This window comes from Algoriphagus persicinus (assembly GCF_035156415.1).
Lineage (GTDB): Bacteria > Bacteroidota > Bacteroidia > Cytophagales > Cyclobacteriaceae > Algoriphagus > Algoriphagus persicinus.
On the sequence record NZ_JAYEEY010000021.1, the window covers coordinates 21,702 to 44,691 of the forward strand.

Consider the following 22,990-nt stretch of genomic DNA (forward strand, 5'->3'; position numbering starts at 1 on the left):
CAAGATATTCTATTTAACCCAAAAATTAAAACCTTCTGTATATGATCTTGACCAATAACCATAGATAATTTTCCATTATTACTTATGAAAGCAAAGTTCTTTGGAATGAAAGCTAGCTTTGGTAACTTAAAAGCCAAACTCCATAAATCCAATATATGGCTCCCATTAAGAATTTGAACAGAAGAGAGTTTCTTGGTTCAGCAGCCACCGTTGCTGCATCCATATCCATCGTACCATCCAATGTCATTGCAGGCCTAGGAAAGATTCCTCCCTCCGACCAAATCACCGTTGCCAATATTGGTTGTGGTACGCAGGGTCTTCGAGAAATGGGGGGTCTTTTACAAAACCCAAAAGTTCGGGTAGTTGCTGTGTGCGATGCAAATAAATACTCGGAAAATTACATTGACTGGTCACCTTTTGGGATCCGGGATGATATCCGCAACACACTTGGTGATGATACTTGGTGGAGCAATACAAATGGAATTGCCGGTGGAAGAGACGTGGGCCAGGCCTATGTGGAAAAATATTATTCAAAAAACAACCCCTCGGGAACATACAAAGACTGTGCGTCCTACGAGGATTTTCAAGAGCTTTTTGCAAAGGAAAAAGGAATTGACGCAGTCAAAATAATGACTCCCGATCATACCCATGCTTCCATCGCCATAGCAGCTATGAACCAAGGAATACACGTGGTGACGCATAAGCCTATTTCCAATAGACTACTTGAAGGAAGAAAAGTGATAGAAAAAGCGAAATCAAGCGGAGTGATTACGCACTTGCTTGCTTGGTCGGATCGTCCTGAATATCGTCAGATCAAAGCTTGGCTGGATGCCGGGTTAATCGGTGAACTGAAAGAGATACACAATTGGTCTTATAGACCAGTTTGGCAGCAATGGACCAAGCGGCCGACAGGCATAGAAACCATCCCTGAGGGATTCAATTGGAATCTTTGGCTGGGTCCTGTTCCTGATATGGATTACCACAAAAATTACACACACAATGTTTTTCGGGGCTGGTATGACTTCGGCGGGGGTTCGGTAGCAGATATGGGACATTATAGTCTCTTTCCGCTTTTTGAAACTCTGGGCATCACTAAATCTCCTCTAAACGCCAAAGCATACGGAACTACCACCCGGGAAGAAATAAATGGAGTCTATCAATGGGTTGACAATGATGTGGCTTTTCCTGCCAGCTGTATGATCAAATGGCAATTCCCTCAGCAAGCTTCTCTACCTGCTTTTGATCTAATCTGGTATGATGGAGGCATGAAGCCATTTGCCCCAGAGGAACTGGAAGTGGACGGCAAAGACACGCCTGAGGAAGGCTTAATGATTGTGGGAACGAAGGGCAAAATATTAGGAGGATTCAGAGGAGAAAACCCTGTGCTACTTCCAGAAAGCAAAATGGCCGACAGGCCAGCATCTGAGCGAATCGATTCTGACAATGTAGAGCGGAATACTTCGGCATGGGTGGAAGCAATCCAAGCAGGAAAGCAAACCCCAGGTAGCTTCATCCGTGCGCAGACCATCACAGATACCATCAATCTTGGCGCAGTAGCTTTAAGAGCAAGAAAAAAGGTGGATTTTGATGCTTCTACTTTGGAGATTACCAATGATATAGAAGCAAATAAATTCCTAACAAGAGAATATAGAAAAGGCTGGGAGATTTAAGAGCGTATTCAATCCCCGTATTTCCTGTTAGAACAATGAAATAGAGTCTCCTGTCAACCATAAAATCCAATTTACCCTTTCACAAAAAATCACCATGAATAACAGAAGAAATTTTCTCAAATCAGCTGGGCTTGCTACTGCTGCAATTGGCCTAGGAATGCCACAAATGGCTTTTTCATCAGGTAAAGCCGATCATCTTTTTAAGATATCCCTTGCGGAATGGTCTCTGAACAAGCAGCTTTTCGCTGGAAAAATGGATCACTTGGACTTCCCCATACTCACCAAAAAAGCTGGAATCGAAGCCATAGAATATGTCAATCAGTTTTTCAAAGACAAAGCCCAAGACATGGCCTATCTGAAGGAAATGAAAACCCGTGCCGATGGCGAAGGGATACGGTCTGTTCTGATCATGTGTGATGGGGAAGGTATGCTGGGTGCGGCGACAGCTGAAGAGCGGGCACAAACTGTGGAGAATCACAAAAAGTGGGTAGAAGCGGCCAAGTTCTTAGGATGTCATTCAATCCGGGTAAATGCCTACTCGTCTATCCCATGGAGTACGTCTGAACAAGATTACAAATCGTCCAGTGATCTTGCCAGTGCAGGCTTGCATGAACTTTGTGAATTTGCAGATGACTTTGATATCAATGTTTTGATCGAGAATCACGGCGGATTCTCAAGCAATGGAAAATGGCTGGCAGAAATGATTGCTAAAACTAATCATCCCCGAGCGGGAACACTGCCTGATTTCGGCAATTTCAGAATCACCAATGTGGACGGGAAGGACATTTCCTATGACTCCTACCTTGGTGTGGATGAATTGATGCCAAGTGCTAAAGGAGTAAGTCTGAAGCCCACAGTTTGGGATGACAAAGGCAATCAATACCCATTGGATTATCCTAAAATGATGAAGCTTATACTAGCACATGATTTTCATGAATATGTAGGCATAGAACATGGTGATGAAGGTCGGGAGTGGGAAAGTATAGAAGATATTAAAATTGTCCTGGAGAAGGTAAGGAACCAGCTCCAAAACGAAGGTTAATATACTGCTTGGACCAACTGATTCTGTGGGGCGGTTTTTATTTACTTTTAAGAAATCGAGCATATCAAAGGCGACACGCATTGGGATGATTATCCATAATGCCAAATCCATCCCGTTTCCTTCGTCACGGGACAGGTTATGGCCCTTGAAAGTCAATTATAAACACATGAAACAACAACTCGGACAAATCGCAATTTTGGTTAGGGATTACGATGAGGCAATAGAATATTATACACAAACCTTGGGATTTGAATTGGTAGAAGACACACATCTCAGCGATACAAAACGCTGGATACGAGTCTGTCCCCCAGGTTCATCCTGCCAATTATTACTGGCAAAAGCTACTGATGAACTCCAGCGAAATCAAATTGGCTTTCAATCTGGAGGAAGAGTTTTTCTCTTTTTGTACACCGACAATTTCTACAGAGATTATCATAATTACACTGCAAAAGGCGTAGAATTCATCCGAGAACCCTCTGAGGAAGCATTTGGAACGGTATCAGTTTTTAAGGATTTATATGGAAATCTCTGGGATTTTATAGAGAGGAAATAATTAACAAGTAATAAAGAATTCATAATTTTAAATTCACTCATTTTATATTCCATTTTGGAACCCCAACCCAATAATCCTCTTCACGGAATCAAACTCGCAGCTATAGTCGAGCATCTAGTTGAATTTTACGGCTGGGAAGAACTCGGTGAGCGCATTACTATCCGTTGCTTCACACATGATCCTTCGGTGAATTCCAGCTTGAAATTTCTTCGAAAAACGCCTTGGGCCAGAGAGCGGGTAGAAGGATTATACTTAAAGTCGCTACGTGACGCGAACAAGAAGTGAGTTGTTAATATAGCCACAAAGAAGGCACGAAGGTTTATCCAAATTTTTACAGTCCTAGACTACCTCAGACTGCCAGACTCCGCAAATATTTTTTTCCAAAGAACTCTAAATGTATCTCATTTTTCTTTGTGCCTTCTTCGTGCTCTTTGCGGCTATTTCACAAAAAAAAGCCCGAAGAAATCTCCCGGGCTTTTCGTTTTATAGTTTGTGGTTGTTATACGTAATTATTTAACATTACTGGCATCACCAGCATGAGGATGTCTTCGTTTTCGTCTTGCTCAGCAGGAAGGATCAAACCCGCACGGTTGGGTGCGGAGAACTTCAAGCTAACCTCTTTGCAAGAAAGGTTATTAAGCATTTCTACCAAGAATTTTGCATTGAAACCAATTTCGATATCCTCTCCGTCGTGGTCACAGGAAAGCCGCTCATTTGCTTCGTTGGAGAAATCAAGATCTTCTGCAGAAATCATCAATTCACTACCTGTCAATTTCAACCTCACCTGATGGGTAGTTTTGTTCGCATAGATTGCAATACGACGAAGTGAGCTTAACAATTCCTGACGGTCAATAGTCATCACATTAGGGTTTTCCGCAGGGATCACATTTTCGTAATCAGGGAAACGCTCATCGATCAGACGACAAATCATCTTGATGTTATTGAAGTTGAAGTAAGCATTAGACTGATTGAATTCTACAGTCACCGGAAGGTTTTCAGAAGGCAAAGTTGACTTCAACAAGTTCAACGCCTTACGAGGGATGATCAATGTAGCCGCCTCCTGAGATGCAATATCCACTCTTCTGTACCGCACCAGTCTATGTCCGTCAGTAGCTACGAAAGTAGTATTGGTTGGACTTAGATTGATGTAAACACCCGTCATCGCAGGGCGAAGTTCGTCTGAACTAGTGGCAAAGATGGTATTAGAAACAGCGGAAGAAAGCACCTCAGTGGACATATCCACAGAAGTAGCGTTGCTTACGGTCGGGATTTTCGGAAAATCAGTAGCATTCTCACCTGCCAATCTGTAGCGCCCATTGTCAGAGCTGATTTCAACAGCATAGGTGTCGTGGTCAATGCTGAATGTAACTGGCTGCTCAGGAAGATTTTTCAAGGTCTCCATCAAAATCTTTGCTGGCACCGCGATATTGCCATCTTCTTTAGCCTCCACGCCGATTTCTGTAATCATGGAAGTCTGCAAGTCAGATGCGGTAATGGTCAATAGACTTTCTTTGATCTCAAAAAGAAAATTTTCTAAAATTGGCACTACGGGATTGGTTGTCACCACACCGTTGATAGCCGAAAGCTGCTTTAATAAGGCAGAAGAGGAAACAATAAATTTCATATCGTAGGGCTTATTTTATTTTTACTTTTGAATGGGGGTAAATTTATAAATAAATTCTAATTCGAACCCCCGTATAAATGATTCTCTGGAAAATTATTGAAATAGATGCTATTTTTTAGGCTGGTTTATTTTTTTGCTGTATTTATTCTTACGAATCCACCAGACCATCCCTCCAAAAATCACCAATACAATAATCGGAACCACTACATTTAATCCTTGCCAAAAGGTCTTTTCCTGGGCAATCTTCACCTTATTCAATGGGCGAATCTGGAATGTACGCGTACGAGATGCAATGATACCCTCTGGATCAGCAAGATACTGGACTAGATTTTTCAGAAAAAGTTTATTCGCAAAAGTCGTTTGACTAAATGGATCTTCTCCCAATTCCAAAGGCGCACCGCTCTCCAAGCTGGTCTGAGATTGAAATACATCCCCATCTCCGATCACAACCACTTTTCCATTACCTGAATCTTTAAAATCTGTTTGTACAAAGCCATCCGGTAAAAAACGGTTCTTAAATAAGGAAGTAAATTCCCCCTCCAACAAATATGCAAGGGGCAGATTTTTCAATCCAAACTGCGTCACATCGGGCTTCTGTTCCATATCTACAAAAGCTACACGGGCGGGAGCAGGCAATATCCGTGTCAAATCTGAGCTGAAGATCAATGGAGTTTTGATGATACCTTCGGCCTTGACAGTATCCAAGCTGCTCGCAAAACGAAATTCGACCACATCTAATCCCTTGGTAATGGCATGCTCCTGCATCCTTCCTGCCAGGATATAAAAGGGCCAAGGCAGCGGAACCATTTGTTGCTGATCTCCAAAGTTTCCGCCCATCACAGGAATGTAGCCAAAGCTCAAATCCTGAATCAGATCCTTATTTACACGGATTCCATAACGGAATAGCATGTTGTCCAAGCCCAATTCAACAGGCATAGCCAAAGTTCCTTCCCCACCCGCATTCTCTATTTCCACCGCCACTCCGTCTAATAATACCACTAGATTCCCTCCGCCCATCACATACTGATCCAGCAAGTAAACCTCCCGCTCAGTATAACTTTCTTTTGGTCCTAGGATAAAAACCATCTTAAACCCAGCCAAGTCTGCAGGAGTATTGGCTTGCTCTAGTGGTACTTTGAAAAGCTCAAATTCTCCGTCCAACGCTTCGACCATTCCGAACCCTTCATCTGACCCCATTTCCCCGTGCCCCATGATCATTGCGATGGATGATGACTCAGGAGAAATTAACTTTCGAATAGCATTGCTGAGCTCAAATTCTAGGTTTTCTATTGACTGATTGAGAATCTGATCCTGCCCCATTCCTCGTTCACCGCTCAGTACTAAGGCACCTGTTTCATATTCGGCATTGCTGACCAAAATCCCAGGGAAAATCAGCTGCTCTTGTTGGCCAGAACTTCTCAGCACGGACAAATTTGTCGGATTAATCCCATATTCTGACAATAACAAAATAAAATCACCACCCTCGCTTTCTGGCAAACTCAAAGGATCAAAATAAGAATAGGTTATTTTTTCAGGACTATAGGCATTGAACGTCCGAACTGTTTCTTCAATGGATTTTTGCAAACGCCGCATGCCACCCGGAAGATTTTCTCCCACCAAAAGAATCTCCACATGAAGAGGCTCGGTGATTTCAGAAAGCACTTTCTCAGTTGCAGGATGAAGAGAATAGCGTTTTTCCTCCGTAAGGTCAATTCGGAAATCGAGGAAGTGAGCCAACAATACAAACAGTAGAATTCCCCCAAAAAAGAATAACCAAGGCTTTGCGATATGTAAGGCCATGTTTTTCATTTATTTCTCAAAACCAAAATCGACCCACCCAAAAACAACCAAATCATGCCGAATAAAAAAAATAAATCTGCTGAATAAATAACTCCCCTGCTCAGATTGATATAATGATAACTAAGGCTAAGATCTTCTGCCCAATAGGAAATACTGCCAAGCTGCATGTCCGCCAAAGCAGAGAATCCAAAATAAAGAATAAAGCATAGAAATACACCTAACACGAAAGCTACAACCTGCTGGGACGTCAGAGAACTTGCAAACAAGCCTACTGCCGCGAAAACTGCTCCGATCATAAGCAAGCCTATCCAAGAGCCAAAAAAGCCTGCCTGATCTAGGTTGCCAATTGGATTGCCAAGCTGTATGATGCTGTAGAAATAGAGTAGCGTAGGCAGAAGTGCCACGAGAACCAGACAAAGCAAGGCGGAGTATTTGGCCAGAACGATTTGCACCAAAGAAAGTGGTGAAGTTCTTAGCAGTTCCCAGGTTCCGGTTTTCCGCTCATCAGCAATTGCTCGCATGGAAAGCGCTGGAACAAGAAACGTAAATACATAAGGAGTATAAGTAAACAGTGCTTCCAGATCCGCAAAGCCATATTCGAGCACGCTGCTTTCTGGAAAAACCCAGACGATCAGACCTATCGCTACTAGAAACAACGCTAAAACGAGGTAACCTAAAAGGCTTCCGAAAAAGGCATTTATTTCTTTTAGAAAGAGGCTTTTCATGTGTCTATAATTTGTTTTTCTAAGGCCATAACCTGTCCCGTGACGAAGGAAACGGGATAGCCCGTCCCGTCCGCCGCGGCGGATCGGGAGAATCTCGCATTACGGATAATCATCACTCCGTGTGTCGAATTCGACATGCTCATTTTCATAGTTAGGCGTTGGTGATTTCCCGGAAAATTAATTCCAGCGTTTTTTTACTTTGATTGAGACTGACCAAGTTCAGTGAGCGCTCATGTAGAATCTGAATGATGGCTTTTCTAGCTATAGCAGGATCTGCTGCGGAAATAAGCAATTCGATTTGTCCTTTTGCACCAAAATCAACTTGACCTACATTTACGAACCACTCAAGCTCCAAATCTTCCTCAGTTTCCAGTATTAAAATAGTCTCATTCGCATTCGACTTCAAATTTGAAAGCGAATCTGAAGCTAGAATCTTGCCCTTATTGATGATGACTACATCATGGCAAATTGCCTCTACTTCCTGCATAATGTGTGTGGAAAGAATCAGCGTTTTGTCTTTAGCAACTTCTTGAATCAGGCTTCTGATATCCACCAACTGATTAGGGTCAAGACCGGTGGTCGGTTCATCCAGAATAATCACTTGGGGATCATGAATCAACGCTCTAGCCAAACCTACCCGCTGCCGATATCCCTTGGAAAGCTGCCCTATTTTCTTGTGCTGCTCTGGCTCAAGGCCGGTGCGATTAAGCATTTCCCTGGTTCTCAATTTTAATATTTGCCCTGACAACCCATACAGTCCTCCAGAGAATTCCAAAAATTCCCGTACAAACATATCGAGATAAAGGGGATTGTGCTCCGGTAAGTATCCTATCAATCGACTCACTTCCGTGGGAAAATGTATCGGGTCCTTCCCCATCACTTTCACATCCCCGGAATCTGCTGACAAAAACCCGGTAATGATTTTCATCATCGTGGATTTCCCTGCACCATTTGGCCCCAAGAATCCAAGAATCCTTCCGGGAGTAGTAAAAAAAGACACGTCATCAAGTGCTTTTTGATTTCCGTACAGTTTGGTGAGTTTGGATACTTCGAGTGACATGTGGCTTTTTTAGTCAATCAAAAGTAAGGAAAAAATAGAGTTTTCATTAGTTGAATCGCTTTTGGAAGTGATTACATCTTCGACAATTCTCTTTCCAACCCCATCCTTTTTTAGAATATCTTGTATTTAGAATACACGATATCTTGTATTATAAATACAAGATATTATATTTACATTGATTTACAGATACTTAAATGGTACAAAAGCAAACACTTGGAGAAATAATCTTAGATCAAAATGAGAATTTTCTTCAAAAGTCACTGATAGCAAGAGAGGAAAGCCTACCCGATTACACGAATCAAATCATGATAGTAAGCGGGGTAAGACGCTGTGGAAAAAGTATTTTGATACGGAATACCTTTTCCGAAAACCAATCTGGACTTTATCTGAATTTTGAGGATCCTAGACTGGTAGACTTTGAGCCAACCGATTTCCCAAAGCTTGAAGAGTTAAGAAATGAGTTTGGAAAAACTATCATACTCTTAGATGAACTTCAATGGATAGTAGGCTGGGAGGTTTTTGCACGTTCGCTACATGAAAAAGGTCAGCCGCTTTACATCACAGGGTCCAATGCCAGCATGCTCAGCCGAGAACTAGGAACAAGACTTACCGGCAGATACAAACAAATAGAGCTGTTCCCTTTCAGCTATACAGAGTTTTTAAGCTATAAAGGGTTGGTGCCGGAAGAAGCAAGTTTCGAATCCTACTTCCAGCTAGGAGGATTTCCTGAATATTTGCAAAGCTTAGATCAGGAATACTTGAGAACATTGATGCGGGATATCTTGACTCGGGATGTGGCTGTCAGAAGAAATATCTCCAATGAAACTCAACTGATTCGATTGGGAGTTTTCCTAGCATCCAACGTAGCAAAGGAATTCAGTTATTCTAAAATGGCACAACTGCTGGAAATCAAATCTGTGCGAACACTGATTAATTACTGTGATTACCTAGAAGAAAGTTACCTATTTGACTTGATCCCGATGTATTCTAAATCCATCCGAAAGCAAGTAGCTAATCCAAAAAAAGCCTTTTGCGTTGATCCGGCACTGGCTTCCGCAAATTCCCTCTCCTTTAGTAAGGATTTGGGAAGAAGGCTTGAGAATTTCGTGTATTTACATCTGCGAAGATCATTCAATACAATTCATTATTACAAATCCAAAAACTCTGAATGTGATTTTCTCATCAAATGGAATGAAGAAATAATCGGTGCAGTTCAGGTCTGCTGGGAATTAACTCCGGACAACCTCGATAGGGAAGTTAAGGGCATCAAAGACGCGATGAAGGAAACAGGACTTAGCTCCGGCTTCATCATCACATATAATCAGGAAGACAGTTTCGAAGAAATTTCTGTGATACCAGCTTGGAAATGGTTTTTACACCAATCTAAGTACTACTTCAAAGCCTAATTTACTTGCGCCAATTTCTCAAGCAAAAGATCTATTTCGGTAATCCCTACGTATTCTGCTATCAACTGCTTTTCAGCATTGTAACAAAAGATAGAAGGTAAGCTTCTAATTTGGTAGAAAGAAGCAACCTGCATTTCCGAATCAAGTAAAAAATGAACGTTGTCTTTATTTTTAATCCCTAGCCCATCTACAAATCCTATCATTTCCTCCCTAGGCTGCACAGTAGTTAAAATGATGTTATAGTCCTTAAACTCATCTATTCTCTTCGAAATAGAACCCAATTCATCTTGACATAAATGACAGGTGGAATTGAAATAGATGAATAGCGTGGGCTTTTTTCCTGCCAACTGATGAATTGACTTTGACTCTCCATTTACATCATTCAACGTAAAGTCAGGAAGAGTACTTGGGGCTGTAAATGTTGCAGCTTCAACGGAATTGCCCATTTGAGACAAATAACCCATATACACCGCACCACCTATTAACACGGTAAGAAGAATAATCAAATTTGTTTTTTTCATGTGTTTATAATTGATTTTTAATGGTCACACCTGACTGCCGTCAAGCAGGTGGAATCTCGCATGGATTATAATCATCCCACTGTGTGTCGCTTTGAGTCATGCTCGATTTTAAAGAAAACACTTAACTCAGTCAAAACAAGTTGAAAACCTGCTAAAAGATCATCACCGTTATAGAAAATGATGAGACGCTTCCAAAATAAAATACCTATAAGGCTCAAATTATGACTTATAGATGCTATGGATTACATTTTCAAAAGAGGATTTTCTTACTTCTTGCCTTTCGGTCTCAGAGGTCTGCATTCCACGTCTGCCACGAAATAATTCGGGTGAGTTTCTAATGTTTGGACAATAGTCTGAGCCACATCCTGAGGTCGCATCATATTTTCATTCGCATTGGCGCCTTCTATATCATCGAAGAAATTAGTCTGTGTAGAACCCGGATAAATAGTCGAAACTTTGATTCCAAAATCTCTAAGCTCCATATACATGGAATGGGAAATCCCGCGTATAGCGTGCTTTGTCCCTACGTATCCTGCAAAATTGGCTACTCCATTCAATCCAGCGATTGATGCGATATTTAAAATATGTCCTTCGTCAGCAGCTTTCATAGCAGGAATAAGTCTTTTGCTCACATAAAACAATCCATGAACATTCGTGTCAAACATGGATTTCCAATCTTCCGAAGACATTTCTTCGAATTTACCCGAAACTCCAAAACCAGCATTATTGATAAGTACTCTAATATCCGAACCTAATTTACTCGTAGTTTGCTGAAAAGCTTTTTCCACAGAATCTTCCTTAGAAACGTCACAGGTGAAAAAGTGGAAATTATCATGCTGAAAATCCGGAGCATTTCTCCCCCATCCCGCGACAATCGTTCCTTTTTCAATTAACAATTTGACTACTTCCAGCCCTATTCCTTTACTCACGCCAGTTACTACTGCGATTTGATTATTAAGTTTCATAGATACTTGTTCAAATGATTTACAGTACAAAAGCATTTGAGGTGAAAAAGTTCTTTTACGCAAAGTGTTTACTTTCTATTCCCACCAAAAAAAGCTTGAGCATTAACACAATTTTCTAAATTTGAATAACAACATGACAAAACCACCAACCATGAAAAAACTTTTTCTACCCCTACTACTTGTTGCTATGCTTATAGGTACAGCAACGCTTTTCGCTCAATCCGAACTCCGTCCAGCTATCGACTCCAAGGCAAATTCAATAGAACCTAAGGTGATCGAGTGGCGCCGAGACTTTCATATGCATCCAGAGTTGGGAAATCAGGAATTTCGTACAGCAAAGAAAGTCGCAGATCATCTTCGCTCGCTTGGAATAGAAGTAACTGAAAACGTAGCAGTTACAGGAGTAGTTGGCATTTTGAAAGGCGGAAAGCCTGGCCCTACCGTAGCACTTCGCGCAGATATGGATGCGCTTCCAGTAACCGAACGAAATGACCTACCATTCAAATCTATAAACACCGCTACTTACAATGGCCAGGAAACAGGTGTAATGCATGCCTGTGGTCACGATTCACATATAGCTATCCTTATGGGAGTGGCGGAAGTTCTCGCCAGCATGAAGAATGACCTGGAAGGCACTGTGAAGTTCATTTTCCAACCAGCTGAGGAAGGCGTATATGACGCTGAAATAGCTGGCGCTGAACTTATGGTAAAAGAGGGCGTGATGGACGATGTAGATGCTGTTTTTGGCTTACATATCGCTTCGCAAATGGAAGTCGGAAAGATAGGCTATCGTACTGGCCCTGCGATGGCGGCAGTCGATAATTTAGAGATTACGGTAAAAGGAGTACAAGCCCATGGAGCTTACCCTTGGTCTAGCGTGGACCCAATAGTGACCAGCTCGCAGATCATCATGGGATTGCAGACCATTCTTTCCAGAAGTGTAAATGTCACTCAAAACCCGGCTGTAGTAACAATAGGCGCTATTCATGGCGGTATTCGTCATAATATTATCCCAGAGGAAGTAAAGATGATAGGTACTGTAAGAACTTTTGGTAATGAGCAGCAAGCCTTAGTAGAAAAGCGTATCACGGAGATAGTAACAAATATCGCAGCAAGTGCTGGAGCTACAGTAGATCTGAAAATCGAGAAACTTTATCCTTCTACAGTAAATGACACTGAACTGACCAAAGATATGATTCCAACATTAGAGGCTGCTGCAGGCAAAGAGAATGTGATTTATATGGATCCAGTGACAGGAGCGGAAGATTTCAGCTTCTTCCAGAGAGAAAAGCCAGGCCTATTTATCAGACTTGGAGGAATGAAAAAAGGCGGCGATCCAATTACCACTCCATCTCACCACACGCCAGGCTTTTATATTGATGAAAGTGGATTTGTTTTAGGCGTACGCGTGATGAGCTACTTTGTGGTCGATTTTATGGGACAAAATAAGTAGCGAGTAGCTAGACATCTGTAGCTTGATATAGAAAAACCCGATTCGTCATGAATCGGGTTTTTCATTTTATGCAGTAAGCAAGAGTAAGGCTCTATGAATTTTAAGCTTATTTACCTTTATTCTTCTGGTGCTTTGTCTTCAGCTGATTTCTATTGGTTTTGGCTTTGGAGTTTTTATTTCCACGCTTTTTCTCTTTCTCCTGTTGCTCTAGGTGTGCATTCGGTTTTTTAAACTCTTTCTTCTCATGAAATGCTCCCTTATAATCAGGATTATCTTTTTGCAGCAAACGATCAAGTTCTCGTGCATAAGCTTGCTTCTCCTCAAAAGGTGTTGCCGTCACATCCACTTCGGAAGGTATTTCTGCTTCCTCCACTTTCATTCGGATGATCTCCTCGATCTTATCGAAGTGATAGGTTTCTGCAGGGTTGACAAAACTGATTGCCTTGCCTTCTTTCTCAGCTCTGCCCGTTCTGCCTATTCTATGAACATAATCCTCATAGATAAGCGGCACATCAAAGTTGATCACGTGAGAAACCATCGTCACATCCAATCCTCTGGAAGCTACATCCGTAGCAACAAGAATCCGAACATCTCCTCCTTTGAAATCTTCGATGGAATTGATTCTAGTATTCTGCCCCTTATTGGCATGAATTACTCTGACTTCGCCGAAGTTCCGATTATTTAAAAATGCAAAAACCTCTTCCGCATTTCTTCTTGATCTGGTAAAAATAATAGCTCTATTAACCTCCTCATTTTTAAACAGATGCGCAAGAAGGTTGAGTTTGGTCCGGATATTTGGCACCAAGTATTTCAGTTGCCCAATTGTCTCAGCAGTAGTAGCCTGTGGAGTCACTTCTACCCGCTCCGGAAACTCAAGAAATTCCGCAGCAAATCTGTCGATGCGTTCTCCAAACGTGGCTGAAAAAAGTAAATTCTGCCTCTTGATAGGGATAATTTCCAAGATCGACCTGATCTGAGGCATAAAGCCCATATCCATCATTTTGTCGGCTTCATCCAAGACCAAGGTTTTAATTTCCTTGGTCAGGATTTTACCTTTTCTATAGATATCCAGAAATCTTCCCGGTGTAGAAACAATAATATCAACACCTTTCTCCAGAATTTCAATCTGAGTTTTTGGCCCCAAACCACCATATAGGGCAACCATCCTCAAATCGGTATTTGCTGCCATTTGCAGCACTACCTCTTCGATCTGCATCACCAGTTCACGAGTAGGTGCTAAAATCACAGCTCTCGCATGATCACCTTGCGCATACTTTACCTTCATGAGAAGAGGCAACACATAAGCAGCGGTCTTTCCTGTTCCTGTCTGAGCTATCCCTAATACATCATGACCGGCAAGTGCAAGTGGGATAGCCTTTTCCTGAATAGGCGTAGGATGAACATAGCCCGCATCCGCCACGGCATTCAATAGCTGTCGATTTAGCTTAAATGCTTCAAAAGTTGAGGCCTCATTGCTCATGATTCGTTAATTTTGGTTGAACTAGTAAAATCCTAAAAGGAGTAAAGATGAAAAGTATTCTGATCACCGGTGCAAATATAGTCAATGAAGGCCGGATAAGTCCGGGTGATGTGTTAGTAGAAAATGGAAGAATTTCAAAACTGGGGAAAGATCTCAGTGGGGAGAAGGCTGACACATATATCAATGCAAAAGGAAAACATCTTTTCCCGGGATTAATTGATGATCAGGTACACTTCAGAGAGCCAGGTCTTACCCACAAAGCTGAGATCTACACAGAGTCCAAAGCTGGCGTGGCTGGCGGCACTACATCCTATATGGAAATGCCAAATACTATTCCGCAGGCAACTACCGTAGAACTTCTAGAGCAGAAATACGCCAGAGCATCAGAAGTTTCTTTGGCCAACTATTCTTTTTTCATGGGGGCGACAAACAGCAACTTAGATGAGATCATGAAGGTTGATTTCGAAGAAGTGTGTGGTTTAAAGATTTTCCAAGGCTCTTCCACTGGAAACATGGTGGTGGACAACATTGAATCCTTAGAAGAAATATTTAAACAGTGCAAAGCGATCATTGCCATCCATAGCGAAAACGACAACATCATCAAAGCCAATCTAGATGAGTTCAAATCTATCTATGGAGATGATATCCCAGTGAAATTTCACCCAAAAATCAGATCCGAGGAGGCATGCTACGACGCTTCCAGCAGAGCCGTGGCAATGGCAAAAAAATACGGCACTCGCCTTCACATCCTTCATATCAGTACCGCAAAAGAATTGGAGCTTTTCACCAATACTATTCCATTGGAAGAAAAGAAAGTAACTGCTGAAGCCTGTATCCACCATATGTGGTTTTCTGAGTCAGATTATGAAACTAAAGGAAACCTGATCAAATGGAATCCTGCGGTAAAAACAGCTAAAGACCGGGAGGCCATTTTTAATGCAATGCTTGACGGCACCATCGATGTAGTCGCCACAGATCATGCCCCTCATACATTAGAAGAGAAGGCTCAGATTTACACCAAAGCTCCATCCGGTGGCCCATTAAATCAACACAGCTTGGTCGCCATGCTTGACTTCTATCACCAAGGTAAAATCAGCTTAGAGAAAATTGCGCTGAAAATGTGTCATAACGTAGCGACATTATTTCATATCAAGGAAAGAGGATTCATAAGAGAGGGTTATTATGCCGATTTGGTATTAGTGGACTTAACTAATCCATGGAAAGTTGCCAAAGAAAATATTTTATCTAAATGTGGCTGGTCTCCTTTCGAAGGACATATATTCCAGTCAAAAGTCACACACACAGTCGTTTCTGGACATTTAGCGTACGAAAACGGTACATTCCATGAAGAGAAAAAAGGTGAGCGACTTAATTTTTCTATAAAATTTTAATAATCATCTTGCGCTGATTCAGCTTAATTATTACTTTTGCAGACCGTTTGGAAGAAACCAGTCCAGATGTATAAATGGTGATTGTAGCTCAGCTGGTTAGAGCGCTGGTTTGTGGATCCAGAGGTCGCCGGTTCGAACCCGGTCTTTCACCCAAAACAGCCCCTCCTTGTTGAGGGGCTTTGTTATTAACAGCGTATTACTTGAGCTTCTGTTGGCACAGCATTTGATAAACCCTGCCAGAACTAAACCAACTTCAGATGTTTACTTTGTTCAAAACTTCTCCCAAATTTCCTCAAGTAAAACCTATCAATATCAGAATGGCAAAAAGCTACTTGATGAAATTCGAAGAATCGCTAAGAAATTTCGAAGAAATCCAAAAAGAGGCGATTCATTCTTGAATATCACTACAAAAAATAAAGGTTATGGAAACATAACCTTTATTTTTTTCCATTTCATTTTTCTTGTCGGTGCAAAACTCTATTTTTAACGACATAGAATTTTTCCCGCATGAGTTATATCCATTTTGATAAAACACAATTAATCAATCTGAACTATTCCCTCGAAAGAGAGATCATCAGATCCAATCGTTCTGGGGCATACACCAGTACTTCGATCATTTGCTGCAACACCCGCAAATACCACGGATTGCTAGTGGTACCTCAGCCTCAAATCGACTCCCAAAGCCATGTCATGCTATCCACAGTTCACGAAACAGTGATCCAGCATGGGGCAAGTTTTAATTTGGGTATCAGTAAATTCCCGGGAAACTATTCTCCAAGAGGCCATAAATACCTAGAGGATTTTGATTCTGAACCCATCCCAAAACTGACCTATCGTGTGGGGGGAGTACTCTTGCAAAAAGAATTGATCTTGGATACCAACCGAGATCGCCTCATGATTCGATACACGCTGCTGGATGCACATTCACCCACTAAAATACGGATCCAACCTTTTTTGGCATTTAGAGGATATCATGACCTCTGTAAAGCAAACACAGATATAAATAAGAAATACAAGAAGGCTTCAAATGGAGCTGTTTTCCATCTTTACGAAAAATACGACCCGCTTTATTTACAGGTATCTAAGAAAGTAGAATTTGTCCCAGCCCCCGATTGGTATTATAATATAGAATATATCTTGGAGCGGGAGCGAGGCTATAATTATCAAGAAGACTTGTATGTTCCGGGATATTTCGAGTTTGAGATTGAAAAAGGCGAATCTGTCATATTTTCAGCTGGACTGACAGAGGCTGACCCGAAAACACGTCAAAGTGCTTTTGAGAAAGAAATCGCAAGGAGAATTCCAAGAAGTAATTTTATAAACTGTCTCAAAAACTCGGCTGGTCAATTTATTAGGCAGCGTGATGGAGACACAAGAGTTATAGCCGGGTACCCATGGTTTGGCTGGTGGGGAAGAGACACCTTTGTGGCAGCTCCAGGCCTTACACTTGCCACTGGCAATCCCAAAACCTTCTTGGATATCATGGACACGATGTCCCGTGACCTTCGAGGCCCTCTTTTTCCTAATGTGGGAAGCGGAGTGACTACTAATATGAATTCTATTGACGCCCCATTATGGTATTTCTGGGCATTACAACAATATGTAATCTATACTGGAGACAGTAAAACGATTAAAGATCGATACCTCGGAAAAATGAAGGGAATCATCGATGGCTATATCGCTGGCACAGACTTCAATATCCATGTCCAGGAAAATGGACTAGTCTTCGGAGGCGAGGAAGGGAAGGCACTTACCTGGATGGATGCGGTGACTCCCGACGGGCCTGTTACCCAGCGAGCTGGTTGCCCGGTGGAAATTCAGGCTCTTTGGTACAACGCACTTTGCTTTTACCATGAATTGACCGGTGATGAAAAGGCAGTAGATTATGCTACAAAGATCAAGGAAACTTTCGAGAAAACGTTTTGGTCAGATGAATATGGCCATTTGGCAGATTGTGTGAATGGGGAAGAAAAAGACTGGTCTATCAGACCAAATATGATTTTTGCGACCTCATTGCCTTACCTTATGCTCAGTGATGATAAATGTGATCAAGTTCTTGAGACAGCCAAAGCAAAGCTCCTTACCACAAGAGGGGTGCGCTCACTTTCTCCAGATGACCCCGCATACAAGGGCTATTACTTTGGGGATCAGATCAGCAGAGACGAAGCGTATCATAATGGAACTGTATGGGTTTGGCCGCTTGGGCATTTTGTCGAAGGATATATTAAGCTTCATGGGAAGTCAGGAGCTAATTTTATCCGAAAAATCGTAAAAGGTTTTGACGGAGTAATGACGCAATACGGTGTGGGTGCAGTAGCAGAAATATACGATGGAGATCCACCGCATCGCCCGAAAGGAGCGATATCGCAGGCTTGGAGCGTATCAGAATTGCTTAGAATGATGGATTTAGTCAAGAAGATATAAAAGACTTTTATGAAGGTGCTAATGTTTGGGTGGGAATTCCCACCACATATTTCTGGAGGTCTTGGGACTGCGTGCTATGGTTTAGTCAAGGGGATGGCTCATCATAATCAAGACATCATATTTGTTGTACCTAAACTTTGGGGTGACGAGGAGCCATTGGCAGATTTTGTCAATGCAAGTGACATCACCATAGATTACCGCGAAAAAAGGTTTAAAAAATTCTGGAAAAACCTCACCTATTTGGAGGTGAGTAGTTTTTTGGTTCCTTACCTGGGGCCGGATGAATTCAAAAAGTACACGGACTACTCTATCCACGATAGGACTGATGTAGATGAAAGTGTGTTTTCAAATAAATTTGAATTCAGCGGTAAATATGGCAAAGACTTGATGATGGAGGTTTCACGCTATGCCTTGGTCGCTGCTCATATCTCTAAAAATAAGGAACACGACATCATCCATGCCCATGATTGGCTTTCCTTCCCCGCGGGGATAGCAGCAAAGGAAATCAGTGGCAAACCGATGGTGGCGCATGTCCATGCCACAGAGTTTGATCGCTCCGGGGAATCCGTCAATCAGGTGGTCTATGATATCGAAAGAGCTGGAATGCACGCCGCAGATCATATCGTCGCTGTGAGCCAATTGACCAAAAACATTATCGTCAGAAAATATGGAGTTCAGGCGAGCAAGATAACTGTCCTTCACAATGCTGTCTTGGATGCAAGTATAATCAAGTCTAGCTACCAGAAAAAAGTACCTGAAAAAATCGTGACCTTCTTAGGAAGAATTACTTTTCAAAAAGGCCCAGAATATTTCGTGGAAGCCGCCAAAAAAGTCATCGAGCGAGACCCCAATGTACGTTTTGTCATGGCGGGTAATGGAGACTTATTGAATCGAATGATTGATCGTGTGGCAGAGCTGAGAATGGGTACCAAGTTTCACTTTACTGGATTTCTTAAAGGTGATGATGTAGATCACATGTACGCAATTTCAGACGTGTATGTGATGCCGTCTGTATCCGAACCTTTTGGAATATCACCTCTGGAGGCAGTAAGGCATAATACGCCCGTGATAATTTCCAAACAATCCGGGGTTGCGGAAGTCCTCAATAATGCCATCAAAATTGACTTTTGGGATATTGATTCCATGGCAGATGCCATATTCGCGCTGCTTCACTATGATGGTATTTCCAGAATGTTTAAAGAGCTGGGAACTGAAGAATTGAAAAAATTGAAATGGGAACATGTGGCCGAGAAACTCGTCACAGTTTACCAAAAAACATTACACCAGATACCATGAGAACCATATGCTTTTACTTTCAGGTTCATCAGCCTTACCGTCTGAAACCTTATCGCTTTTTTGACATTGGCGAGGACCACCATTATTGGGACGATTTCTCCAATCGTAGTATCATGAGGAAAGTAGCACAAAAGTGTTATTTACCTATGAATGCATTACTACTAGAACTCATAAATAAGTATAACGGAGAGTTTAAAGTTAGCTTTTCAATCTCTGGAACCTTCATGGATCAAATACAGGCTTATGCTCCTGATGTTTTAGAGAGTTTCCAGAAGCTAGTCGCAACGGGACATGTAGAGTTATTAAATGAAACTTTTTCCCATTCACTAGCCTCGCTTAAAAGCAAGGACGAGTTCAAAGATCTTGTCTATAAGCATCAGGCAAAAATCAAAGAGCTTTTCAATGGATATACACCAAAAGTCTTTCGAAATACAGAGTTAATTTATTCTGACCAGATAGGAGCCTTAGTAGCCGAAATGGGGTACGATGCCATGCTGACAGAAGGAGCTAAACATATCCTTGGATGGAAAAGCCCCAACTATGTCTATGTAAATAGCATTGAACCAAAATTGAAAATCCTGTTGAAGAATTTCCAATTGAGCGATGACATTGCATTTAGATTTGGGAATAAAGCCTGGAATGATTATCCATTGACTACCGATAAATTTATCGACTGGATCAATGCTATTCCAAGTGAAGAAGAGACGCTTAATCTTTTTATGGATTATGAGACCTTCGGCGAGCATCAATGGGCTGAAACTGGAATATTTGACTTCATGAGACACCTTCCTGAGGCAGTCTTCACAAAAACTAATTTCGGTTTTTCTACACCCTCAGAAATTGCTTCAAAAATCTCCCCAGTCGGCAAAATCCATGTCCCTATACCTATTTCTTGGGCTGATGAAGAAAGGGATTTGACCGCATGGCTTGGAAATGACTTGCAGGATGAGGCTTTTGATCGGCTATATGATTTGGAGAAATTAGTCAACACCATTGACGATGAGGAGATTCAGCGTGACTGGAGATACTTACAAACTTCTGATCATTTCTATTATATGTGTACCAAGTTCTTTTCTGACGGAGACATCCACTCCTATTTTAGCCCTTATGATTCTCCCTATGATGCTTTTATTAATTTCATGAATGTGCTGAGTGATTTCATGATCAGAGTAAAGGAAAAACAAAAAATCCTTTAGAATAAGATTATTGGGTAAAAGGCGTAGCTAATAGCGGTCACGAAAAAGGCACATTTACAAATACTAGCTCCAAGCTCTCCAAAGCTTTAGGGGATGTCTATGTAGCAGTGGCTACCTTTATTTTCCCATTTGTGAATTTGGATCAAGCTTCACCAGTTTTGCCAATTACGCGTCCTCAAAAGTAAAAGAAGATATCAATTTGCAATTAGCTACCACAAAGGGCGCTCAAGATAATGAGCAGACTTGTCTTACTTCATTGATCAAATAATTTGCCACTACCTCCAGCCAGGAAACGTTCTTTTCCTGAGTCCGATTTGTAGCTGGCCATATGGCAAATTCTCCGGCATAATAACACGCCCTTTTTTTGGCAAGTTTCAAGTTTGGGGAGTATTGAAAAATAGGTCATACGCCGTATTTATTGAAAGTGGATTTGTAAACAAATTGGCAATTCAAACAAACCCCACATCAACATGAAACTAAAACACATAACACTAGCAATAATTCCACTTTTTGTAATAAACATCTTCTCAGAACTATCAGCCCAAACATTAAGTAAATTCTCCCCCTCAGATGATATGTCTTACGGCTTAAAAAAGCTAAGCAAAAAACCGAAAAAAATCTATATCGCTGCTTTCAATATCAACTTTGAAGTGTACAAAGAAGCTATAGATTATAAAAAAGGAGGAGCAGGTTTTGGTGGAAATGTAAAAGGGGAAGCTACAGCAAGAGGGGCAATTGGGCTCACCGGACTGGATCAGGCGAAAATTCAGGAAAAAACCGATCAATTATATAAGGAATTTATTGAGAGTCTGAAAGCAGAAGAATTCGAAATTGTCGATCCAGCGCTTGCCGGAGCCACCGAGATTTATAAAGGCTGGGAAAAAGCGACAGGCCCTTATGTAATAGAATCACCACTCCCTGGTCTCATGGTGAGTGTACCTAGCGGATATTCCTTTTACGATAGTGGCAAAGAAGGGCCATTGGCGAACCTAAATGCGGCACAAAAACTCTCTAGCGAATTGGATGATGCAGCTGTCGCTACTGTCAATCTATACTTTATGTATTCCGAAGATGGAGATAGTTGGCTGCCAAGCAATGGTGCTGAAGTCAAAATGCTGACCAATTACAGACTTGCCGGAGAATATATGGTACGCGCCCCAAAAGAAAAGGGGTTAAAAGGATCCGAATCCTTTGACAAAATCTCTTCAATGATCAAAGTTGTCCAAGGAAAAATGGGAGCAGGAGCTGAGATTCAATACCAAGGCTCATTAAAAGAAGCTTTAGAAATTGAAGGAATCATCAAAAAAGAGAAAATGGTGGTCTATTCCAAACAAAGCTCTGCGACCACTACTTCCTTCACCCCCGTGGTAATCGCAGGGCCAAGCTATGCAAAAGATACAAAATGGGTGGATGTAGATCCTGCCAAGTATGCTGAAGGACTTTACCATGCAGGCCACAAATTTCTTACCTACCACTTGACAGAATATACTAGTAATTATTAATGAGATACTTTCTAATACTAAGAGCAGCTTCGCAAAGCTGCTCTTAGTATTGCTTGGGTCTCAATAACTCTCCTTTTCGTTTGGAAAGTCTTTACTCTTCACGTCTTTGATATATTGCCCAAAGGCCCCCATCATTATCCCTTCTAGGTCAGCGTATTGTCTTAAAAATCTTGGTTTGAATTCCTGAGTGATTCCGAGCATATCGTGAACCACCAAGACTTGGCCATCCACGCCACCTCCAGCACCTATGCCGATAATTGGAATGGATACTGATTCAGCCACTTTCTTCGCTAATTCCGCCGGGATTTTTTCCACCACTATTGCAAAGCATCCCAATTCTTCCAAAAGCTTCGCATCCTCCAGTAGTTTGGCTGCTTCCGCACCTTCTTTGGCCCTGACGGTGTAAGTACCAAACTTATATATCGATTGGGGAGTCAATCCCAAATGGCCCATAACTGGAACTCCAGCACTAAGAATCCTAGCGACTGATTCTTTGATTTCAGAACCACCCTCCACTTTTATAGCATGGGCTCCTGATTCTTTCATGATTCGAATAGTAGATCGCAATGCCTCAGAGCTATTACCCTGATAGCTACCAAAAGGAATGTCAACTACTACAAAAGCTCTATTCACTGCTCTCACTACAGAAGAAGCATGGTAAATCATTTGATCCAAGGTAATCGGCAAGGTAGTTTCATGACCAGCCATCACATTGGAAGCCGAATCTCCTACGAGAATGATATCAATCCCGGCAGCATCCACGATTTTGGCCATAGAAAAATCATAGGCAGTGAGCATGGAGATTTTCTCACCACGATCTTTCATCTCCTGGAGAATGTGCGTAGTGATTCTTTTTACATTGGCAGAGGAATGTACTGACAT

At 41.7% G+C, this 22,990-nt stretch carries 21 protein-coding genes and 1 tRNA gene; 13 read left to right on the plus strand and 9 right to left on the minus strand.

Annotated elements, in window-relative coordinates; translation table 11 throughout:
• The first annotated feature begins 155 nt into the window (after window positions 1–155).
• From U3A58_RS15825 to U3A58_RS15840, 4 genes are all read left to right on the plus strand, one after another.
• Window positions 156–1,670: a Gfo/Idh/MocA family protein gene (locus U3A58_RS15825; protein WP_323824988.1), complete on the plus strand. Its 1,515-nt coding sequence runs from the start codon at window positions 156–158 to the stop codon at window positions 1,668–1,670.
• Between the two features lie 94 nt (window positions 1,671–1,764).
• Complete coding sequence (locus U3A58_RS15830; RefSeq protein ID WP_323824990.1) at window positions 1,765–2,712, plus strand: TIM barrel protein; 948 nt, start codon at window positions 1,765–1,767, stop codon at window positions 2,710–2,712.
• A 166-nt stretch (window positions 2,713–2,878) separates the two neighbouring features.
• Window positions 2,879–3,265, plus strand: a complete 387-nt coding sequence (locus U3A58_RS15835) for a VOC family protein (RefSeq protein WP_323824992.1) — start codon at window positions 2,879–2,881, stop codon at window positions 3,263–3,265.
• Between the two features lie 54 nt (window positions 3,266–3,319).
• Complete coding sequence (locus U3A58_RS15840; protein ID WP_323824994.1) at window positions 3,320–3,550, plus strand: VF530 family protein; 231 nt, start codon at window positions 3,320–3,322, stop codon at window positions 3,548–3,550.
• A 214-nt stretch (window positions 3,551–3,764) separates the two neighbouring features.
• On the opposite strand, the gene dnaN is transcribed toward U3A58_RS15840, so the two are convergent.
• The 5 genes from dnaN to gldA form a co-directional block, all read right to left on the minus strand.
• The gene (gene dnaN, locus U3A58_RS15845; RefSeq protein ID WP_323824996.1) at window positions 3,765–4,889 is read right to left on the minus strand and encodes a DNA polymerase III subunit beta; all 1,125 of its coding nucleotides are present in this window, start codon (window positions 4,887–4,889) and stop codon (window positions 3,765–3,767) included.
• A 108-nt stretch (window positions 4,890–4,997) separates the two neighbouring features.
• Complete coding sequence (gene gldG / locus U3A58_RS15850) at window positions 4,998–6,689, minus strand: gliding motility-associated ABC transporter substrate-binding protein GldG (protein WP_323824998.1); 1,692 nt, start codon at window positions 6,687–6,689, stop codon at window positions 4,998–5,000.
• Window positions 6,690–6,694: 5 nt separating this feature from the next.
• Complete coding sequence (gldF, locus tag U3A58_RS15855; RefSeq protein WP_323825000.1) at window positions 6,695–7,414, minus strand: gliding motility-associated ABC transporter permease subunit GldF; 720 nt, start codon at window positions 7,412–7,414, stop codon at window positions 6,695–6,697.
• Window positions 7,411–7,563 (minus strand): hypothetical protein, encoded by a 153-nt coding sequence (locus U3A58_RS15860; protein ID WP_323825002.1) that lies wholly within the window; start codon window positions 7,561–7,563, stop codon window positions 7,411–7,413. Before U3A58_RS15860 ends, gldF begins: the two co-directional genes overlap by 4 nt.
• A 2-nt stretch (window positions 7,564–7,565) precedes the next feature.
• The gene (gldA, locus tag U3A58_RS15865) at window positions 7,566–8,474 is read right to left on the minus strand and encodes a gliding motility-associated ABC transporter ATP-binding subunit GldA (protein ID WP_323825004.1); all 909 of its coding nucleotides are present in this window, start codon (window positions 8,472–8,474) and stop codon (window positions 7,566–7,568) included.
• Window positions 8,475–8,668: 194 nt separating this feature from the next.
• On the opposite strand from gldA, the gene U3A58_RS15870 reads away from it, so the two are divergent.
• Window positions 8,669–9,880: an ATP-binding protein gene (locus tag U3A58_RS15870; protein WP_323825006.1), complete on the plus strand. Its 1,212-nt coding sequence runs from the start codon at window positions 8,669–8,671 to the stop codon at window positions 9,878–9,880.
• Here U3A58_RS15870 and U3A58_RS15875 read toward each other — a convergent pair.
• Together U3A58_RS15875 and U3A58_RS15880 are read right to left on the minus strand one after the other, a co-directional pair.
• On the minus strand, window positions 9,877–10,401 hold the full coding sequence (locus U3A58_RS15875; protein ID WP_323825008.1) for a peroxiredoxin family protein: 525 nt from the start codon (window positions 10,399–10,401) through the stop codon (window positions 9,877–9,879). The two genes, U3A58_RS15870 and U3A58_RS15875, sit on opposite strands and share 4 nt — an antisense overlap.
• Before the next feature lie 266 nt (window positions 10,402–10,667).
• Entirely contained in the window at window positions 10,668–11,366 is a 699-nt protein-coding gene (locus U3A58_RS15880) for an SDR family oxidoreductase (RefSeq protein ID WP_323825010.1), read from the minus strand.
• 151 nt (window positions 11,367–11,517) lie between these two features.
• Here U3A58_RS15880 and U3A58_RS15885 point away from each other — a divergent pair, with 151 nt between their 5' ends.
• Window positions 11,518–12,819 carry an amidohydrolase gene (locus U3A58_RS15885; RefSeq protein ID WP_323825012.1) on the plus strand — a complete coding sequence of 434 codons (1,302 nt, stop codon included), beginning with the start codon at window positions 11,518–11,520 and terminating at the stop codon, window positions 12,817–12,819.
• A 106-nt stretch (window positions 12,820–12,925) separates the two neighbouring features.
• Here the strand turns inward: U3A58_RS15885 and U3A58_RS15890 are convergent, their stop codons facing one another.
• On the minus strand, window positions 12,926–14,299 hold the full coding sequence (locus U3A58_RS15890) for a DEAD/DEAH box helicase (RefSeq protein WP_323825014.1): 1,374 nt from the start codon (window positions 14,297–14,299) through the stop codon (window positions 12,926–12,928).
• A gap of 47 nt (window positions 14,300–14,346) precedes the next feature.
• Here U3A58_RS15890 and U3A58_RS15895 point away from each other — a divergent pair, with 47 nt between their 5' ends.
• From U3A58_RS15895 to U3A58_RS15925, 7 genes are all read left to right on the plus strand, one after another.
• Complete coding sequence (locus U3A58_RS15895) at window positions 14,347–15,690, plus strand: dihydroorotase (protein ID WP_323825016.1); 1,344 nt, start codon at window positions 14,347–14,349, stop codon at window positions 15,688–15,690.
• 76 nt (window positions 15,691–15,766) lie between these two features.
• Window positions 15,767–15,842: transfer RNA gene (locus tag U3A58_RS15900), tRNA-His, on the plus strand.
• Between the two features lie 105 nt (window positions 15,843–15,947).
• A complete protein-coding gene (locus tag U3A58_RS15905) occupies window positions 15,948–16,088 on the plus strand; it encodes a hypothetical protein (protein WP_170124565.1) in 141 nt (46 codons plus the stop codon).
• Window positions 16,089–16,197: 109 nt separating this feature from the next.
• Window positions 16,198–18,114, plus strand: coding sequence for an amylo-alpha-1,6-glucosidase (locus U3A58_RS15910; RefSeq protein ID WP_323825018.1), 1,917 nt, complete (start codon window positions 16,198–16,200; stop codon window positions 18,112–18,114).
• A 9-nt stretch (window positions 18,115–18,123) separates the two neighbouring features.
• Window positions 18,124–19,410, plus strand: coding sequence for a glycosyltransferase family 4 protein (locus tag U3A58_RS15915; RefSeq protein ID WP_323825020.1), 1,287 nt, complete (start codon window positions 18,124–18,126; stop codon window positions 19,408–19,410).
• Window positions 19,407–20,606, plus strand: coding sequence for a glycoside hydrolase family 57 protein (locus tag U3A58_RS15920; protein ID WP_323825022.1), 1,200 nt, complete (start codon window positions 19,407–19,409; stop codon window positions 20,604–20,606). The genes U3A58_RS15915 and U3A58_RS15920 overlap by 4 nt, the downstream gene beginning before the upstream one ends.
• 470 nt (window positions 20,607–21,076) lie before the next feature.
• Window positions 21,077–22,108 carry a hypothetical protein gene (locus U3A58_RS15925; protein ID WP_323825024.1) on the plus strand — a complete coding sequence of 344 codons (1,032 nt, stop codon included), beginning with the start codon at window positions 21,077–21,079 and terminating at the stop codon, window positions 22,106–22,108.
• Window positions 22,109–22,168: 60 nt separating this feature from the next.
• On the opposite strand, the gene panB is transcribed toward U3A58_RS15925, so the two are convergent.
• Window positions 22,169–22,990, minus strand: a complete 822-nt coding sequence (gene panB, locus U3A58_RS15930) for a 3-methyl-2-oxobutanoate hydroxymethyltransferase (protein ID WP_323825026.1) — start codon at window positions 22,988–22,990, stop codon at window positions 22,169–22,171.

What these genes read in the sequence shown, in the direction of transcription:
- U3A58_RS15825 (WP_323824988.1), top strand. Translation starts at nt 156, where the DNA reads ATGGCTCCCATTAAGAATTTGAACAGAAGAGAGTTTCTTGGTTCAGCA.
- U3A58_RS15830 (WP_323824990.1), top strand. Translation starts at nt 1,765, where the DNA reads ATGAATAACAGAAGAAATTTTCTCAAATCAGCTGGGCTTGCTACTGCT.
- U3A58_RS15835 (WP_323824992.1), top strand. Translation starts at nt 2,879, where the DNA reads ATGAAACAACAACTCGGACAAATCGCAATTTTGGTTAGGGATTACGAT.
- dnaN (WP_323824996.1), bottom strand. Translation starts at nt 4,889, where the DNA reads ATGAAATTTATTGTTTCCTCTTCTGCCTTATTAAAGCAGCTTTCGGCT.
- gldG (WP_323824998.1), bottom strand. Translation starts at nt 6,689, where the DNA reads ATGGCCTTACATATCGCAAAGCCTTGGTTATTCTTTTTTGGGGGAATT.
- gldF (WP_323825000.1), bottom strand. Translation starts at nt 7,414, where the DNA reads ATGAAAAGCCTCTTTCTAAAAGAAATAAATGCCTTTTTCGGAAGCCTT.
- U3A58_RS15860 (WP_323825002.1), bottom strand. Translation starts at nt 7,563, where the DNA reads ATGAAAATGAGCATGTCGAATTCGACACACGGAGTGATGATTATCCGT.
- gldA (WP_323825004.1), bottom strand. Translation starts at nt 8,474, where the DNA reads ATGTCACTCGAAGTATCCAAACTCACCAAACTGTACGGAAATCAAAAA.
- U3A58_RS15870 (WP_323825006.1), top strand. Translation starts at nt 8,669, where the DNA reads ATGGTACAAAAGCAAACACTTGGAGAAATAATCTTAGATCAAAATGAG.
- U3A58_RS15875 (WP_323825008.1), bottom strand. Translation starts at nt 10,401, where the DNA reads ATGAAAAAAACAAATTTGATTATTCTTCTTACCGTGTTAATAGGTGGT.
- U3A58_RS15880 (WP_323825010.1), bottom strand. Translation starts at nt 11,366, where the DNA reads ATGAAACTTAATAATCAAATCGCAGTAGTAACTGGCGTGAGTAAAGGA.
- U3A58_RS15885 (WP_323825012.1), top strand. Translation starts at nt 11,518, where the DNA reads ATGAAAAAACTTTTTCTACCCCTACTACTTGTTGCTATGCTTATAGGT.
- U3A58_RS15890 (WP_323825014.1), bottom strand. Translation starts at nt 14,299, where the DNA reads ATGAGCAATGAGGCCTCAACTTTTGAAGCATTTAAGCTAAATCGACAG.
- U3A58_RS15895 (WP_323825016.1), top strand. Translation starts at nt 14,347, where the DNA reads ATGAAAAGTATTCTGATCACCGGTGCAAATATAGTCAATGAAGGCCGG.
- U3A58_RS15905 (WP_170124565.1), top strand. Translation starts at nt 15,948, where the DNA reads ATGTTTACTTTGTTCAAAACTTCTCCCAAATTTCCTCAAGTAAAACCT.
- U3A58_RS15910 (WP_323825018.1), top strand. Translation starts at nt 16,198, where the DNA reads ATGAGTTATATCCATTTTGATAAAACACAATTAATCAATCTGAACTAT.
- U3A58_RS15915 (WP_323825020.1), top strand. Translation starts at nt 18,124, where the DNA reads ATGAAGGTGCTAATGTTTGGGTGGGAATTCCCACCACATATTTCTGGA.
- U3A58_RS15920 (WP_323825022.1), top strand. Translation starts at nt 19,407, where the DNA reads ATGAGAACCATATGCTTTTACTTTCAGGTTCATCAGCCTTACCGTCTG.
- U3A58_RS15925 (WP_323825024.1), top strand. Translation starts at nt 21,077, where the DNA reads ATGAAACTAAAACACATAACACTAGCAATAATTCCACTTTTTGTAATA.
- panB (WP_323825026.1), bottom strand. Translation starts at nt 22,990, where the DNA reads ATGTCAGTACATTCCTCTGCCAATGTAAAAAGAATCACTACGCACATT.